Raw genomic sequence first — 15,095 nt, 5'->3', positions numbered from 1 at the left:
AAATGTTTCCAAAATGGGATGATAACTATAGCGTTCATAATGCAAAAATAGATGAACAGCACAAAAAACTTTTTGAACTTGCAGGTAAAGTAGAGTTTATGTTTGATAAACCTGTTTACAAGGATGATGTAAAAGCTTTATTGGCTGAATTTTTTAACTACATGAAAGATCATTTTAATGATGAAGAAAAATACATGAAACTTATAGGATATCCTGACTTAGAAGAACATAAAAGAATTCATAAAGAAATCATTCAATCCATGATAGATCTTATTAAAAATATAAAGTCCACTAATGATTTAAAAGAGAAGCTTTACACAGTTTCTAAAAAATGGCTTTTAGAACATATACTCTATGAAGATATGAAGGTTGAACAATACAGAAGATCTTCTTTAGCTTCTGAAGATGATGGGGAAGTAAGCTTTGAAGAAGTTAAAGAAGAAAAAGATGATGAAAATGCAGTTTATCTTTATACATGTGAGTGTGTGGGACAAATGCATGATGTGCCTTTTGGAATTCATCAAAAAATTCAACTTAAGGGCGTAAAATTCAAATGTAAAAAATGCAAAGAAGCCATACAGTTTTATAAAAAATATTCAGAAAATTTCTAATTAACTATTTATGCGTTAAAATAATAAATAAAGTATAAGTTAGACAAAGAAGGAAATTTAATGGATAAAAAAATAAAATATTTTATTTTGGATAAATTTAACTATTCCTATCCTATACTAACCAAAGATACAAAATGCTCATTTTGTGAAAATTTTTTCCCGATAGAATATAGCTCAAACTTAAAAACAATAGAAAAAGAATGTCCATTTTGCAATAATAAAATGGACATTAAACTTAAAGACTAAGCCTTAGTTTTACTTACAATATTAATAATATTTGAAGCTACTTCATCAGCAAGTTCTAAATGAGAAGTAAAACCTACACAAGAACAATTAATCTCACCTAAAACATATTTATCATTGCCCTTTTCATCAGTATCTAAAATAAAATCAGCCGTCCAAATCAATGGTAAGTCGTAATTGCCTAATTTTTCCCTTACCTTAGGAAGCTCGCCTAAAAACATATCCACCAAAGTTTTCCAATCTTCTGGCTTATCATAGCGATATTTTGCCCCACTAAAAAGCGTAGCAGAAAAAGCATCAGCATCTTCGGCTGGTTTTTTATGCACTACATTTACAGGGGTGTTATAAAGCATTAAAAGTCTGATTTCACCTTCTTTAATGCGCGGTAAAAAAGTCATATCCACAAGCATACCATTATCACCTATGATATATTGCTCACAAAAATCCATAAATTCCCCAAGCTCTCTATGTTCTACATGATTATCCTTAGCTTCTGTGCATTTGATTTTTGTGTTTAAAGGCAAACTATCTCCACTAACATTATCCTCTACACTCACACGCCAAATTCCCTCTCCTGTAGAGCCACGATTTTGTTTTAAAACCCTTTCACCTTTAGCCAAACTTTTTGGAAAATTTTCTTTAAAAGTCTTAATATCATAGTAAGCATAAGTATCGCTTGGAACAAGATCAGTATCTGCTAATTTTGTAAGTGCATCTTTAGCGCCATAACCTATCATAGCATCAGGATGAGGCATGCCTACAAGCTTATCGGTACAAAGTTTTCTTAACATATCAAAATACTCATTTTCTTCTTTAAGATTGCCAGGATTGATGCGAGAAACATAACCATCAAAATTTTCTTTCACATATTTGTAAATTTCATCTTTTTTACCCACTTCAAAAAAAATCACCTCAGCATTCCAACCCTTAGCTTTTAAGGCATTTACCATAGGCATGGTATCTTTTCTATAGCCATCTTCACCTTTATCACTCCCACCTTTAACTTCGAAAAAAACAATATTTTTTTTCATTATTTTACTCCTTATCTAAGATATAAATAATTATTGCATAAAAATATTACAAAAATTAAATAAAAATATTTATATATTTTATCTAGCGTTTATAAAACTGCTATTAGTCTTATAAGCGATTTCGATTAAGCTTTTACTTATCAAGCTTGATGTTTGTCCTTCTAGGCGATTAAGAAATTTATCAATCTTATCTTCTTCTTTCCAAGCAGGATTTGAAACATTAGCAAGTTTTTCAAGCTCCTTTTTAGCATTTTCATAATTACTAAGCTCATCTATAAGACCAAGCTCCTTAGCTTTGGCAGCTAAAAATACTCTTGCATTTGCCCATTGATCTTTTTTATTAAGATCTAATGCTCTTTCCTTGGCAACAAAACCTGTAAAAAGATCATAACTTTGATCAATTAAACCCTGTAAAAAATTTCTTTCATTCTCATTCCAAGCTCTTGCAAAAGTTCCAGCACTTTTAAATTCACCCGCTTGAATAGTTTGTTCTTTAATACCGAGTTTATTAGCCAATCCGCTTAAATCAGCTCCTTGCATAATCACACCGATAGAGCCTATAAAACTTGCTGGATTGGCTAAAATTTTATTTGCTCCAACTCCTGCTAAATAACTTCCACTTGCCATAGTTCCGCTTGCATAGACAAGCACAGGCTTTTTAATTTTTAAATCCTTTATAGCTAGAGCTAGTTCCATACTAGGAGCAAAAGCTCCACCAGGAGAGTCTATAACAAAAAGCACTCCTTTAATATTGCTATCATTTTTAGCATTGATAATTTTTTCCAAAACCGCAGAGCTGTCAAAAATTTCACCCTTTAAATCAATGCGTTCTAAATTTGCAAGATTGGAGCTTGAATTTGCACTAGGCATTAAAATCCATATAACAATCAACAATAAAACAAAGGTTTTAAAATAAGTATTGATAAATTTTATACCGCATCCTAAAGCCTTAAAAAATGATTTTAAAATTTGCATTCTTTTCCTTTTATAAATAATTTATCCACTTCCTTAGCATTTAAAATAAACTGCAAAGGAGCTTGCTTTTTATCACATTCTCCTAGCTCAAATACGCTAAAATCAGCAATTTTACCTTTTTTAAGCTCTCCTAAATTTAAATTTAAAGCCCTTGCAGGATAAAGCGTTGCCATTTGCAAAAGCTTAGAAGCTAACTCCAATAAATCAAAATTCTTATGTATAAGCAAATTCGCGCGCATTTCATCAAGTAAGGACAATGAAATATTTGAGCTAAGTCCATCGGTTCCTAAATGAATGTTTAATCCACTTTTTAAAGCCGTTTTTAAATCTAAGCTTTTTTGACTTAAAAGGCGATTTGAAAATGCACAGTGTGTAATAGAATGTAAATTTTTATCTAACCATTCATATTCTTTTAGATAAACACAATGCGTAAAAAGAGTCCTTGCTCCTTTAAAGAGTTTAGCAAAATCCTTTGGTGTATAAAGAGGCTTAGGATGAAGTGTGAAATTTTCAAGCCATTTTTTAAAACCCCCTTTAAACTCTCTAAGCCAGATATTTTCAGCCTTACTTTCTAAAAAATGCGTACTAACTAGTAAATTTTGCTTTTTAGCTAAATCAAGAGCAAAATAAGCCAAACTAGGATGAGTTGAATAAGGAGAATGAATCGAAATTGCTGGGATAAAAAAATCATTTTTAAATTTCGAAGAATTTTCAAATCTTTTTAAAAATTCTTGTTTTTTATCTTCAACTTGATTTTCATTTGTACCCAAAATTTCATTAAAAAATACTATACGCATACCCTTTTGACTAGCCTTTAAACAGGGATCTAAATCACTCCCAAAACTTGAAATTTCACCTATAGTACCTATACCGCTTTTTTGCATTTTTTTAATACTTTGAAGTATTAATTCTTCTTTGGCCTGTGCATTTAACATGGAACGAGAATTTATAACACTTTTAAGCCAAATTAAAAATTCTCCAAAATGTAAAGTTGTTGAATTTGCACTAAATTCTAAGTGTGTGTGAGGATTTATAAAAGCAGGTAAAATAACCGAATTTTTAGGTGTTTTAATGATTTTAGCCTTGGGATATTTTTTTCTTAAATTATCCAATTCGCCCAATTCTAAAATTTTATCTTCAAAAACAAAGGCTTGATTTTCTAGTATTGTAAAATCTTCATCGCATAAAAAAAGATATCTTGCAGCAGCTATAAACACGATTTTCCTTTCAAAAATTACATTGTAGCAAAAATTTATTTTTAAAATGTTATAATAAAAGGTTAAAAAATAAATTTTTAAGGTTAAATCCATGAAAATAATGATTATCCAAGGCCCAAATGTTAATATGCTTGGCGTAAGAGAAGTGGGAATTTATGGTGCTATGAAAATGGAAGAAATTCATGAGCAAATGAAACTTGCAGCATCGCAAAACAATGTAGAACTTGACTTTTTCCAAAGTAATTTTGAAGGTGAAATCGTAGATAAAATTCAAGAATGCCTTGGAACAGTTGATGGAATTATTATCAATGCAGCAGGCTATACTCATACTTCAGTAGCTATTCGCGATGCTATTGCAGCAGTAGCTTTACCTACAATTGAAGTACATATTAGCAATGTTTATCGCAGAGAAGAATTTCGTCAAAAAAGTCTTATAGCACCTGTATGTTCTGGAACTATTGTTGGTTTTGGTCCTTTTGGCTATCACTTGGCTTTAATGGGTATAATTCAAATTTGCGAACAAATAAAAAATTTGCGCGCGATGCAACAAGCACAACAAACGAATAAATAATAATGCTAAAAATTCAAGGAGTAAAACACTTTGAAAAAAGTCGTTTTTTTCCTTTTTTTAGTCAAAATATACGATCTTTTAAATATTTAGCTCTTATAGGCTTAGGAAGCAATATAGAGCCCGAAAAAAAAAGATTTGATATGCTTTTTCGAGTAATGATGGATGATAAAAGATTTAAAATTTTATCCACATCTCCTATGTTGATAAATGAAGCCTTTGGTTTTAAAGAGCAAAAAGATTTTACCAATGCTGTTATGTTGATACAAACTAATTTGCATGCACGAGCACTTTTGAAAGTTTTACTTTATTATGAAGTAAAATTTAAACGCAAGAGAACTTTCAAAAACGCTCCTAGAACGCTTGATTTAGATCTTTTATACTTTTCACAAAAAGTCAAGCGTGATAAGTGGTGTGAGGTGCCTCATAAAGGGGCTAAAGAAAGAGTGAGTGTAATTTTGCCTTTAGGCATGATATAAGGAATATAAATGGGACAACTTATACATACTTTTACTGTTGAAGATACAGAACAAATTATACCCAAAGTAAAAGAAGATTACGGAGATAAAGCTTTAATTATAACAAATAAACAAATTCGTCCTAAAACCTTAAATCGCAGTGCGCTTTATGAGGTTATGGTAGCCATAGAAGAAAGCGACTATGAAGAACACTTAAAAAAACAAGGAAAATCTTTACCTGCAAAAAAAAGCTCGCCAAAACCATCTTCTACCTCTCTTGCAGAAGAAAAAATTAGATCTCAAATCCCTCAAGAAGATGAAGATGTAGTCTTGGATTTCTCAAACACTCGCTTAAATACACATTTAAACACTGTAAAAAACAATGGCTTAACTAAAAAAACCCATCAAGATTTTCCACAAAACAAAATCAACCCTCATCAAAATAAGACTCTAGGCTTTGATGATTTTAAAGAAAAACTAAGTGAAGTTAGCAATGAAATTTCTAAAGTCACAAACACACCTTTAGAAAATTACACCCCTAATCCAAATTATAATAAAAAAATAGAAAATTTTGAAAAGCAATTTGAAAAACAAATCAACAAGCTTAACGATAAAATAGATCTTCTTGCAGATATGATGTGGGACGATAAAGCTGAAGCTAGAAAAAATCTTATGATACCTCCTGAATTTGCAAGTATTTATAAACAAGCCAAAGAAAGTGGAATGCTTGAAAATCATCTAGAAGCGATTATGAAAGCAACTATAGAAAATATGCCAGCTGCTATGAAAACCAACAAAGATGCGGTTCAAAGATATTTTCACTCACTTTTAAGAAATATCTTGCCTTGTCGCGTTGAAAGCGATATAAAAAAACAAAAAATCATGATGCTAGTAGGCCCAACAGGAGTCGGAAAAACAACAACATTAGCTAAGTTAGCTTTTCGCTATGCTTATGGAGATAAGCGTTATAAAACAGGTATTATTACGCTTGATACCTATAGAATCGGTGCGGTTGAGCAACTTTTTCAGTATGCAAAAATGATGAAACTTCCTATTATTGATAGCATAGAACCAAAGGATTTAGATGAAGCGATAAAAAGCTTAAATAATTGCGAAGTAATTTTAGTTGATACTATAGGAAATTCACAATACGATCAAAGCAAACTTGCTAAAACTAAAGAATTTTTAATGCACTCAAATGCAGAAATTGATGTAAATTTAGTGGTTTCTGCAAACACCAAACATGAAGATTTAATGGAAATTTATAAAAATTTTTCATTCTTAAATATTGATACTTTGATTATTACTAAATTTGATGAAACAAAGGTTTTTGGAAATATCTTCTCTCTTATTTATGAAACGAATATTCCTCTAAGCTTTTTCTCTACAGGACAAGAAGTGCCAGATGATTTAGAAGTAGCCAATAGTGATTTTCTAGTTCATTGTATTTTAGAAGGGTTTAATAAAGGAAAAAATAATGAATAACCAAGCAAATAAACTTCGCAATCTCATGAGTCAAAATGGAACCAAAAAATCCCAAAACACTCATTTTATAGCTATTACAAGTGGAAAAGGTGGCGTTGGAAAAAGTACGATTAGTGCAAATCTAGCCAATGTTTTAGCAAATAATGGCTATAAAGTTGGGCTTTTTGATGCTGATATTGGCTTGGCAAATTTGGATGTCATTTTAAATGTACGCATACAAAAAAATCTCTTGCATGTTTTACGTGGAGAATGCTCCTTGGAAGATATTTTAATAGAAGTTAAGCCAAATTTATGGCTCATCCCAGGCGAAAGTGGAGATGAGATTTTAAAATATAATGATAAAAATATTTACGAGAGATTTTTAAATCAAGCAAGTATTTTAGATGAGCTTGATTTTCTTATTATCGACACAGGTGCGGGTATTGGTGGAAATATTTTAAATTTTTTAGAAATGGCTGATGAAGTTATAGTAGTAACTGTTCCTGATCCTGCAGCAATTACCGATGCGTATGCAACCATAAAAACAACTTCTAAGACAAAAGAAAATTTACTAATGCTCTTTAATGTTGTAAAAAATGAAAATGAAGCTTTAAAAGTTTTTGAAAATATTAAAAAAGTTGCAGATGCAAACATTAAAAATCCTTTAAATTTAGAATTCTTAGGTCATTTAAGCGCTTCTAAAGATGTAAGTGGTAGTATTAAAAAAAGAACTTTATTTAGCGATGAAAACACAGCCTCAAGTGATGAGCTTAAAGCCCTAGCCTCCAAGCTTTTATATAGATTGGAACGGAAAGTGCTTGATAATGTTTCAAATCGTAGTTTTTCAAGTTTTTTTAGAAAAATTATTGAAAGATTTTAGCAATAAAGAGAAGAGATTATGAGGCCAGAAAATTACGTAGCATTTTTCACTGTTTGTGGATTTTTTATAGGACTTGCATTTAGCATTATTAGTATAGATGAAGCCTTTGATATACTGATTTTTACTTGTTTTATTACTTTTATGTTTTATGTTTTTGTTCATATTGCTATTATGAATTTTATAGATGTAAAGAAAATTAGTGGCAGAATCTTTAATAAACACGATTATGAAAAAACTAGCAATAATATTATCAACGATTTAGTTATTCGTGAAAAGAAAATGGATATAATTTTAGAAAAGCTCAATGAAGAAAGAGAAGAGCTAAAGAAAAATGAATCCAAAGAAAGACGAAGAAATGCTAAAAGAGCCGCCTAAAGCTTATGCACAAATGCTAAAGAAAGAGCAAGATGAGCTTGTGCTTTCTTACATGCCAGCTCTGCGCGCTATGGCTTTTAGACTAAAAGAACGCTTGCCTTCAAGTATAGATGTTAATGATCTTATTAGCATAGGCGTTGAAGAAATGATAAAGCTTTCACGCCGTTACGATAAAGAACAAAATGATAACTTCTGGGGTTTTGCAAGAAAAAGAGTTAACGGCTCTATGCTTGATTATCTTAGAAGTCTTGATGTAATGAGTCGCAATAATCGCAAAATTATTAAAGATATTGATGCAATCATGGATGAATATTTCCTTGAGAATGAATGCGAACCTGATGATGAGTATCTAGCCAAAAAACTTGATTTAGATGTAGAAAAAATCAAAGAGGTAAGAACAGCTCATGCTATTAGCTATACCCTGCCCATCGATGAGCAAATCGAACTTTATAACGAAGACAATACTTTAGAAAAAATTGAAAAAGAAGAACTTTTAGAAAAAATTCACGAAGTGCTAGATGATCTTAAAGAGCGCGATCAGTTAATTATTCAGCTTTATTATTATGAAGAATTAAGCCTAAAAGAAATCAGTGAAATTTTACAAATCAGTGAAAGCAGAATTTCACAAATTCACAAAAAACTTCTTAAAAAACTTAGAGAAAGGCTAGTGTAATGGCTGAGATACTTTCCCAAGAAGAAATTGATGCTCTACTTGAAGTTGTCGATGATAACACCGACACACCCATAGCCTCAAATTCAAAAGATGAAAAAGATGAAAGAAATATCGTTGTATACGATTTTAAGCGTCCAAACAGAGTTTCAAAAGAACAACTTAGGACGATTAAAGGCATACATGATAAATTGGCAAGAAATTTAGCCTCTCAAATTTCATCAATGATGAGAAGTATTGTTGAAACTAAACTTCATTCAGTCGATCAGATGACTTATGGAGAGTTTTTAATGTCTTTGCCAAGCCCAACAAGTTTTAACGTTTTTTCTATCAAACCTTTAGATGGAAACTGTGTTTTAGAAATCAATCCAAGCATAGCTTTTCCTATGATAGACAGGCTTTTAGGTGGTCAAGGCGATAGCTATGAAGCTTCGCGTGAGCTTACGGATATTGAGCTTAATTTGCTTGATTCTATTTTGCGTATCATTATGCAAAGACTTAAAGAAAGCTGGGCTACCGTAACTGAAATTTATCCTAGTATAGAAGCTAAAGAATCAAGTCCAAATGTTGTGCAAATCGTATCTCAAAATGAGATTGTTATCATGGTAGTAATGGAAATCATCATAGGAAATTCAAGCGGTATGGTAAATATCTGCTATCCTGTAGTGCATTTAGAAAGCATATTAAGCCGTTTGGCAAACCGCGACATTATGATGGGTGAAACCTCAGCCAAAAAATCACGCAACAAAGAACTTAAAACTTTAATCGGTCGTGCTGAAGTGGTATATGAGGCAATTTTAGGAAAAACCCTAATTAATGTTCATGAATTTTTAGAACTTAAACAAGGTGATATCTTAAGACTTGATAGAGAAGCAGATGATAAAGCTATAGTAAGCATCGATAAAAAAGATGTTTTCTTAGCACAAATTGGATTGCATCGTTTTAGAAAATCTATTAAAATTTTAGAACTCATACGCACAGATAAAGATGAAATCAAAGAAATTTTGGAAAAATACGAAGAAGAACGTAAAGCTAAAGCTAGTGTTTATGATGAGCCTGAAGAGGAGGATGAAGAAATATGATCAATGATTTTTTAAAAATGTTTACAAATGAATGCATCAGCACCATTGAAGGTTTAACAGGAAAAAGTGCTGAATTTAGCGAATATAAAGAATTTGATGTCAATGCAAGTGATACTTTAAAAGCACCTTTAGTGTATGCTATATTTGATATAGCAAATGGTGGAAAAATAGGAATTTTAGCCGGTGCTGTTTTAATGAGTGCTATTGGTGAATGGATGATGGGCGAAGAAGAGATCACCAAAAACGATAAACTAGGTCCTGATGAAATGGATGCAGCTAAAGAAGCCATCCAAAATATCGTTTCAGCGTTTTCTACAACTTTAGGAGCTCAAAAAGACATTCCAAAAATGGATTTTAGTATAGAATCTTGTGAATTTGTGCCTGAAAGCGTAGATTTTAAAGATTTTAAAAAATTATTTTTATATGATGTAAAAATAGGTGATTTAGAAGAACAAGTTTCTTTAGCCATGGATCAAACACTTCACAACATCCTAAGCGGAAAACCTGCTGAAACAGGAAATACAAGCACTGATTCTAATCACAACGCTGAAGAAAAAGCAATAATGCTTAGCGAAGAACTTAAAAATATCAATCTTATCATGGATGTTCGTTTGCCTGTGCGTGTGCGTATAGGCAATAAAAAAATGCTTTTAAAAGATGTTTTAACTATGGATATAGGTTCAGTTGTGGAGCTTAATCAACTTGCAAACGATCCGCTTGAAATTTTAATCGGAGATAAAAGAATTGCTTATGGCGAAGTAGTAATTGTCGATGGTAATTTTGGTGTTCAAATTACAGAAATCGGATCTAAAAAAGAAAGATTAGAGCAATTAAGATAAAATTACTCTATAAATTTAAAAAAATTAGCTATAATCATTTTTTATAGTTTTGCCAAAAAGGTATTTGATGGATACAAAAATCATAAAAGATGTTGAAAAATTTAAAAATATACCCGAGCTAGAAAAGGCTGTTACTTTTTTTGGTTCAGCAAGACTTAAAGAAGATAATTTTTATTATCAGCAGGCTAAAATTTTGGCACAAAAATGTGCTCAAAATGGTTTTTGTGTGATAAGTGGTGGTGGTGGAGGCATTATGCGCGCAGCCAACGAAGGTGCTTTTTCACAAAAAAATAATACAAATTCAATAAGTTCTGTAGGGTTTAATATATTTTTACCTCACGAGCAAAAACTTAATGATTTTGTAGAATATAATATTACTTTTGAGAGCTTAGCCATACGCAAAATGGCTCTTATTGAAAAGAGTCTAGCTTTTGTGATCTTCCCAGGCGGCTTTGGAACACTTGATGAATTGTGTGAAATTCTTACATTAAAACAATTAGAATTTAAAAAAGATGTTCCTATTATTTTGTTTGGGAGTGAATTTTGGCGAGGTTTTGATGAGTTCGTCAGAAATTCTTTACTCAAACTTGAAGTGATTTCTAAAGGAGATGAGTTAAAGTATAAGATCACTGACGACTTGGATTTTATAATTAATACTTTAAAGGAAATTTAATGAAAATTCTAGTCGCTATGAGCGGTGGAGTTGATAGTACAGTCACTGCTTATAAACTTAAAAATTTAGGTCATGAAGTTATAGGTTGTTATATGAAGCTTCATGGCAAACCAAATTACCACGAAGAAAATATCAAAAAAGTAGAAAAAGTTGCAAATTTTTTACAAATTCCTTATCATATTTTAGACTTACAAGAAGATTTTAAAAACAAAGTTTATATGCCTTTTGTGGATACTTATAAAGAGGGTAAAACACCAAATCCTTGCGCTTTATGCAACCGTTTTATCAAACTTGGAAAACTTTTGGAATTTGCTAAAAGTTTAGGTTGTGAAAAACTTGCCACAGGGCATTATGCAAGACTTGAAAACAACTTAATAAAAACCGCAGTAGATGAAAGCAAGGATCAAAGCTATTTTTTGGCTAGTGCAGATAAAGAAGCTTTAAAATATCTTATTTTTCCACTAGGCGAAATGAAAAAAGAAGATGTGAAAAAATTTGCTTCCACTATAGAGGTTTTAAAATCTTTTGCCACTCAAAAGGAAAGTTCTGAAATTTGCTTTGTTGAAGATACTTATGTGCAAGTTTTAGATCAGTTTATGGATACAAAAATTCCTGGAGAAGTATTAGATAGTAGCGGAAAAGTAGTAGGCAAACATGAGGGCTATATGCACTATACTATAGGCAAAAGAAGAGGCTTTGAAGTGCGTGGGGCACATGAACCACATTTTGTTTTAAAAATCAATCCTAAGCAAAATCAAATCATCGTAGGAACCAAAGAAGAACTTAAAATCAGTGAATTTAAGCTAAAAAATATCAATCTTTTTATAGATGCTAAAGAGCTTGATTGCGAAGTAAAAATCCGCTATCGTTCAAAATCTACACCTTGTAAGGTAGAAATTTATGAAGATAAAAGTGCAAAAATCACTCTAAAAGATCCTGTTTATGGACTTGCTAGCGGACAAATGGCAGTCTTTTATGATCATGATAAAGTCATAGCAAGCGGTTTTATAGAATAATTTCTAGGAATTAATTCCTAGAAATTATTAATAAAATCCTAAAATTTTCCACCAAACAAGCCCAACAGCTATCATCACTACTATATCAACTATGGAAATCACAAAACCTATACTCCACCATTTTTTAAGAGTTACATAGCTTGTTCCAAAAATAACAGGAGCTGTTCCTGTTGCATAGTGAGTTAATGCCATCATAACATTACCTGAAGCTATCATAATAAAAGCATAAAGAAGTGGTGGTGCTCCTAAGGCAAGTCCTGCACTATAAAAAACAAAAAACATTGCTGATATATGAGCTGTAGTGGAAGCAAAGAAATAGTGCGTATATAAAAAAGCAAGGCTTAAAAATATCATAATAGAAATTTCCCCAAATCCCATAGCAGAAGCAAATTCACCTAAAACTTCAGCTAAAAACTGAGTAACACCAAGTTTGCCAAGTAAAGTTGCCATCATTACAAGAGCCGAAAACCATACTAAAGTATTCCAAGCAGCTTTTTCAGCCAAAACTTCCCCAAAAGTTAAAACTCCACTAATCAACACCAAAGACAACCCAAGCAAAGCCACGCTAGTCGCATCAAGAGAAATTCCAAAAAACAAGCCCAAAGCTCCAGCCCATAAAAGTAAAAGCAAGACAAAAACACTGAGCATTATTTTTTCACTATTTTTCATTTTTCCAAGTTCTTTCAATTTATCTTTAGCAAAAGTGGAAGCATTAGGCGTGGATTTAATTTCTGGTGGAGAGAGAAAATAAAGCACCAAAGGCATCAAAAGCATAGCAACTATACCAGGTAAAAACATCCCTAAAGCCCATTGCCCCCAAGTTAAATGCACTTCTAAATTTGTAGCTTGTGCTATAAGATCAACCACCAAAGGATTTGGAGCTGTAGCTGTGATAAACATAGCTGATGAAATAGGATTAGCTTGATAATTTACCAAAGAAAGATAAGTGCCTATTTTATTTTGCGTTCCATCTTCAGGAGTGGATTTAAAACTTCTTGCAATAGCTTGAACTATAGGATTTATGATAGCCCCTGCTCTTGCAGTATTTGAAGGAGTAACTGGAGCTAAAATGGTTTCACAAAAAGCTATAGAATAAGCAATACCTAAGGTTTTTTTACCAAAAATACTGATAAAATGATAAGCTAAACGCTCTCCAAGTCCTGTTTTAATAACTCCACGAGCCACGATAATAGAAATAACTATAAGCCAAATAAGAGAATTTGAAAAACCACTTAAAGCGTCTTTTATACCCGTTTTAGATTTTAAATTTGATATAGCAGTATTTACCTTTTCATCTATACTCTTTTGAGATAAAAAATCAAGTGCTAAAGTATTTAAAGCTGAAATTTTAGTCTCATCAATAAGTTGTTGCGTAGAAGTTTTTGAAGTAGCTTTGGTATAAATTTTACTTAGATTTTCAATTTGATAATTTACATCTGTGCTTGATTTTAAATTTTCATCAACTTTTGCTTTTAAATTTCTACTTATATTAGCATTGATTAAAGCCTGCAAAGTAGCGGCTTCAACTGCCTCATCCATAGTTGTTTTATAGATATTAGAATTATCTCTTAAAACAATTCCCTCAAGAGTTTTTATATGCGTAGCACGCACAGAACTTTGGGTAGTGGTAATGCCGCTAAGAGCTATTATGGCAATAGCTATCATACAAACAGCCCCCAAAGGCATTACTTGTAAAATCACTGCCATAATCACAGCAATAAAAAGCCCAAGAAAATGCCAAGAATTATCTTCCAAACCTACAGGAGTAGGTATAAGCCAAAACACAGCTGCAATTAAAATACACAGCACCAACAAGGGAATTTTCTTTCTATCCATTGTTTATCCTTTGATATTGGTAATGTAATTTACAATGCTTAAATTCTAATTAACTAATATTTTAATAAATCTTAAAATTATAATTTTTAAATAAATTTTTAATTTATTGTTACAAACATACATAATTTTTTATGTTATAAAGAAGCTAGTCTAATTGAAAAATAAATAGAGAATTTTAAATGAATAAAACCCTTCCCCAGATAACTGCGGCACACACTAAAATCAAGTGCTCTGCTGTGTTCCCACCCTGAAGCGGTGCTTAAAAATAGCATTGCACAGGTCTAAGAAAAGGCAAAGAAATTATATCATAATATACTTAAAAAGTGTTGAGCTATAAAAACTAAATATAAAAATGTATAAATATGTAACAAATTGGCTATATTTTATTATAAATTTTTAAATTTAATTTGCAAAATTATTGTTTTTTTCAAGGAAATACGATTATATAGATATATTATATAAATTTTTAAGGAAAAATCATGGAAATCAAATGGAGTAAAGATTTTAGCATTAAAAACATACAATTAGATAAACAACACGAACTAATTTTTGAAATTGCTGAAATTGCAAACGATTTAGCTTTAAAAATTCAAGATAATGATGTGCAACACAAAAATGATTTAAAACAAATTCTTACAAAGTTATTCCAATATGTAAAAATTCATTTCAAAGATGAAGAAAAATTTATGGAAAGCATTGATTTTCCTTTGATTGAAGAACATAGAAAATCTCATCAAATATTATTAAAAAAGACTAAAGAACTTTTAGAGCATTCAGATAATATTGTAAAAATGTCTCAAGAACTTTCCATATTAACCAAAGATTGGATTTTAGATCATTTTGCTATTGAAGATTTATGGATAGCTAACTTCACAAAAAAAGCTCTACATCTTCAAGAGATTCATTATAATCTAGAGCAATACATAAAATTAAAATCAATTAGGCAAGATTTAAAGACTGAAAAAACCTATGATTATATTTGCAACTGTTATTTGCGTACTCATGCAGTTCCACAAACCATACACGAAGAACTTGTTAGCAAAGAAAATACTTTAAAATGTGAAAAATGTGGACAAATTTTAGTGCATTTAGATCATTTTGATTTAAATCAAAATTATGAAATGTTAAATCATATCCTAGAAAACATAGGAGTGTAA

General features: G+C 31.1%; 17 protein-coding genes and 1 other RNA gene. 13 read left to right on the top strand and 5 right to left on the bottom strand.

What is annotated here, in order from left to right:
- Positions 1-2: 2 nt before the first annotated feature.
- Complete coding sequence (locus tag ELQ05_RS06695) at positions 3-611, top strand: bacteriohemerythrin (protein ID WP_070316445.1); 609 nt, start codon at positions 3-5, stop codon at positions 609-611.
- Positions 612-671: 60 nt separating this feature from the next.
- Complete coding sequence (locus ELQ05_RS06690) at positions 672-857, top strand: hypothetical protein (protein WP_052793667.1); 186 nt, start codon at positions 672-674, stop codon at positions 855-857.
- Here ELQ05_RS06690 and ELQ05_RS06685 read toward each other — a convergent pair.
- The 3 genes from ELQ05_RS06685 to ELQ05_RS06675 form a co-directional block, all read right to left on the bottom strand.
- Complete coding sequence (locus tag ELQ05_RS06685; protein WP_070316444.1) at positions 854-1,885, bottom strand: Cj0069 family protein; 1,032 nt, start codon at positions 1,883-1,885, stop codon at positions 854-856. The genes ELQ05_RS06690 and ELQ05_RS06685 overlap by 4 nt on opposite strands.
- A 78-nt stretch (positions 1,886-1,963) precedes the next feature.
- Positions 1,964-2,860 carry a signal peptide peptidase SppA gene (gene sppA / locus ELQ05_RS06680; protein ID WP_070316443.1) on the bottom strand — a complete coding sequence of 299 codons (897 nt, stop codon included), beginning with the start codon at positions 2,858-2,860 and terminating at the stop codon, positions 1,964-1,966.
- Positions 2,848-4,077: a metal-dependent hydrolase gene (locus tag ELQ05_RS06675; RefSeq protein WP_070316472.1), complete on the bottom strand. Its 1,230-nt coding sequence runs from the start codon at positions 4,075-4,077 to the stop codon at positions 2,848-2,850. Before ELQ05_RS06675 ends, sppA begins: the two co-directional genes overlap by 13 nt.
- Before the next feature lie 91 nt (positions 4,078-4,168).
- On the opposite strand from ELQ05_RS06675, the gene aroQ reads away from it, so the two are divergent.
- The 10 genes from aroQ (at position 4,169) to mnmA (ending at position 12,102) form a co-directional block, all read left to right on the top strand.
- Complete coding sequence (gene aroQ / locus ELQ05_RS06670; protein ID WP_002852001.1) at positions 4,169-4,648, top strand: type II 3-dehydroquinate dehydratase; 480 nt, start codon at positions 4,169-4,171, stop codon at positions 4,646-4,648.
- A gap of 2 nt (positions 4,649-4,650) precedes the next feature.
- Positions 4,651-5,124 carry a 2-amino-4-hydroxy-6-hydroxymethyldihydropteridine diphosphokinase gene (gene folK / locus ELQ05_RS06665; protein WP_002851803.1) on the top strand — a complete coding sequence of 158 codons (474 nt, stop codon included), beginning with the start codon at positions 4,651-4,653 and terminating at the stop codon, positions 5,122-5,124.
- A 9-nt stretch (positions 5,125-5,133) separates the two neighbouring features.
- Positions 5,134-6,588 (top strand): flagellar biosynthesis protein FlhF, encoded by a 1,455-nt coding sequence (gene flhF / locus ELQ05_RS06660; RefSeq protein WP_070316442.1) that lies wholly within the window; start codon positions 5,134-5,136, stop codon positions 6,586-6,588.
- Complete coding sequence (gene flhG / locus ELQ05_RS06655; RefSeq protein WP_002854691.1) at positions 6,581-7,447, top strand: flagella biosynthesis ATPase FlhG; 867 nt, start codon at positions 6,581-6,583, stop codon at positions 7,445-7,447. Before flhF ends, flhG begins: the two co-directional genes overlap by 8 nt.
- An 18-nt stretch (positions 7,448-7,465) precedes the next feature.
- Positions 7,466-7,822, top strand: a complete 357-nt coding sequence (locus ELQ05_RS06650; RefSeq protein ID WP_002854547.1) for a hypothetical protein — start codon at positions 7,466-7,468, stop codon at positions 7,820-7,822.
- Positions 7,803-8,495, top strand: a complete 693-nt coding sequence (locus tag ELQ05_RS06645; protein WP_002883199.1) for an RNA polymerase sigma factor FliA — start codon at positions 7,803-7,805, stop codon at positions 8,493-8,495. Before ELQ05_RS06650 ends, ELQ05_RS06645 begins: the two co-directional genes overlap by 20 nt.
- A complete protein-coding gene (gene fliM, locus ELQ05_RS06640) occupies positions 8,495-9,574 on the top strand; it encodes a flagellar motor switch protein FliM (protein WP_002851710.1) in 1,080 nt (359 codons plus the stop codon). Before ELQ05_RS06645 ends, fliM begins: the two co-directional genes overlap by 1 nt.
- Positions 9,571-10,413 carry a flagellar motor switch protein FliY gene (gene fliY, locus ELQ05_RS06635; RefSeq protein WP_052799639.1) on the top strand — a complete coding sequence of 281 codons (843 nt, stop codon included), beginning with the start codon at positions 9,571-9,573 and terminating at the stop codon, positions 10,411-10,413. The genes fliM and fliY overlap by 4 nt, the downstream gene beginning before the upstream one ends.
- A 67-nt stretch (positions 10,414-10,480) precedes the next feature.
- A complete protein-coding gene (locus ELQ05_RS06630; RefSeq protein ID WP_070316441.1) occupies positions 10,481-11,086 on the top strand; it encodes a TIGR00730 family Rossman fold protein in 606 nt (201 codons plus the stop codon).
- The gene (gene mnmA / locus ELQ05_RS06625) at positions 11,086-12,102 is read left to right on the top strand and encodes a tRNA 2-thiouridine(34) synthase MnmA (protein ID WP_002933919.1); all 1,017 of its coding nucleotides are present in this window, start codon (positions 11,086-11,088) and stop codon (positions 12,100-12,102) included. The genes ELQ05_RS06630 and mnmA overlap by 1 nt, the downstream gene beginning before the upstream one ends.
- 27 nt (positions 12,103-12,129) lie before the next feature.
- On the opposite strand, the gene ELQ05_RS06620 is transcribed toward mnmA, so the two are convergent.
- Both ELQ05_RS06620 and ffs read right to left on the bottom strand, forming a co-directional pair.
- Positions 12,130-13,938 (bottom strand): DASS family sodium-coupled anion symporter, encoded by a 1,809-nt coding sequence (locus ELQ05_RS06620; protein ID WP_070316440.1) that lies wholly within the window; start codon positions 13,936-13,938, stop codon positions 12,130-12,132.
- A gap of 190 nt (positions 13,939-14,128) precedes the next feature.
- Positions 14,129-14,226, bottom strand: an RNA gene (gene ffs, locus ELQ05_RS06615) — signal recognition particle sRNA small type.
- Between the two features lie 191 nt (positions 14,227-14,417).
- Between ffs and ELQ05_RS06610 the strand changes: the two genes are divergently transcribed.
- Positions 14,418-15,095, top strand: coding sequence for a hemerythrin family protein (locus ELQ05_RS06610; protein ID WP_070316439.1), 678 nt, complete (start codon positions 14,418-14,420; stop codon positions 15,093-15,095).

The sequence above is a fragment of the Campylobacter sp. US53 genome, assembly GCF_004378995.1.
GTDB lineage: Bacteria > Campylobacterota > Campylobacteria > Campylobacterales > Campylobacteraceae > Campylobacter_D > Campylobacter_D jejuni.
This window is presented reverse-complemented; position numbering and strand designations above follow the sequence as displayed.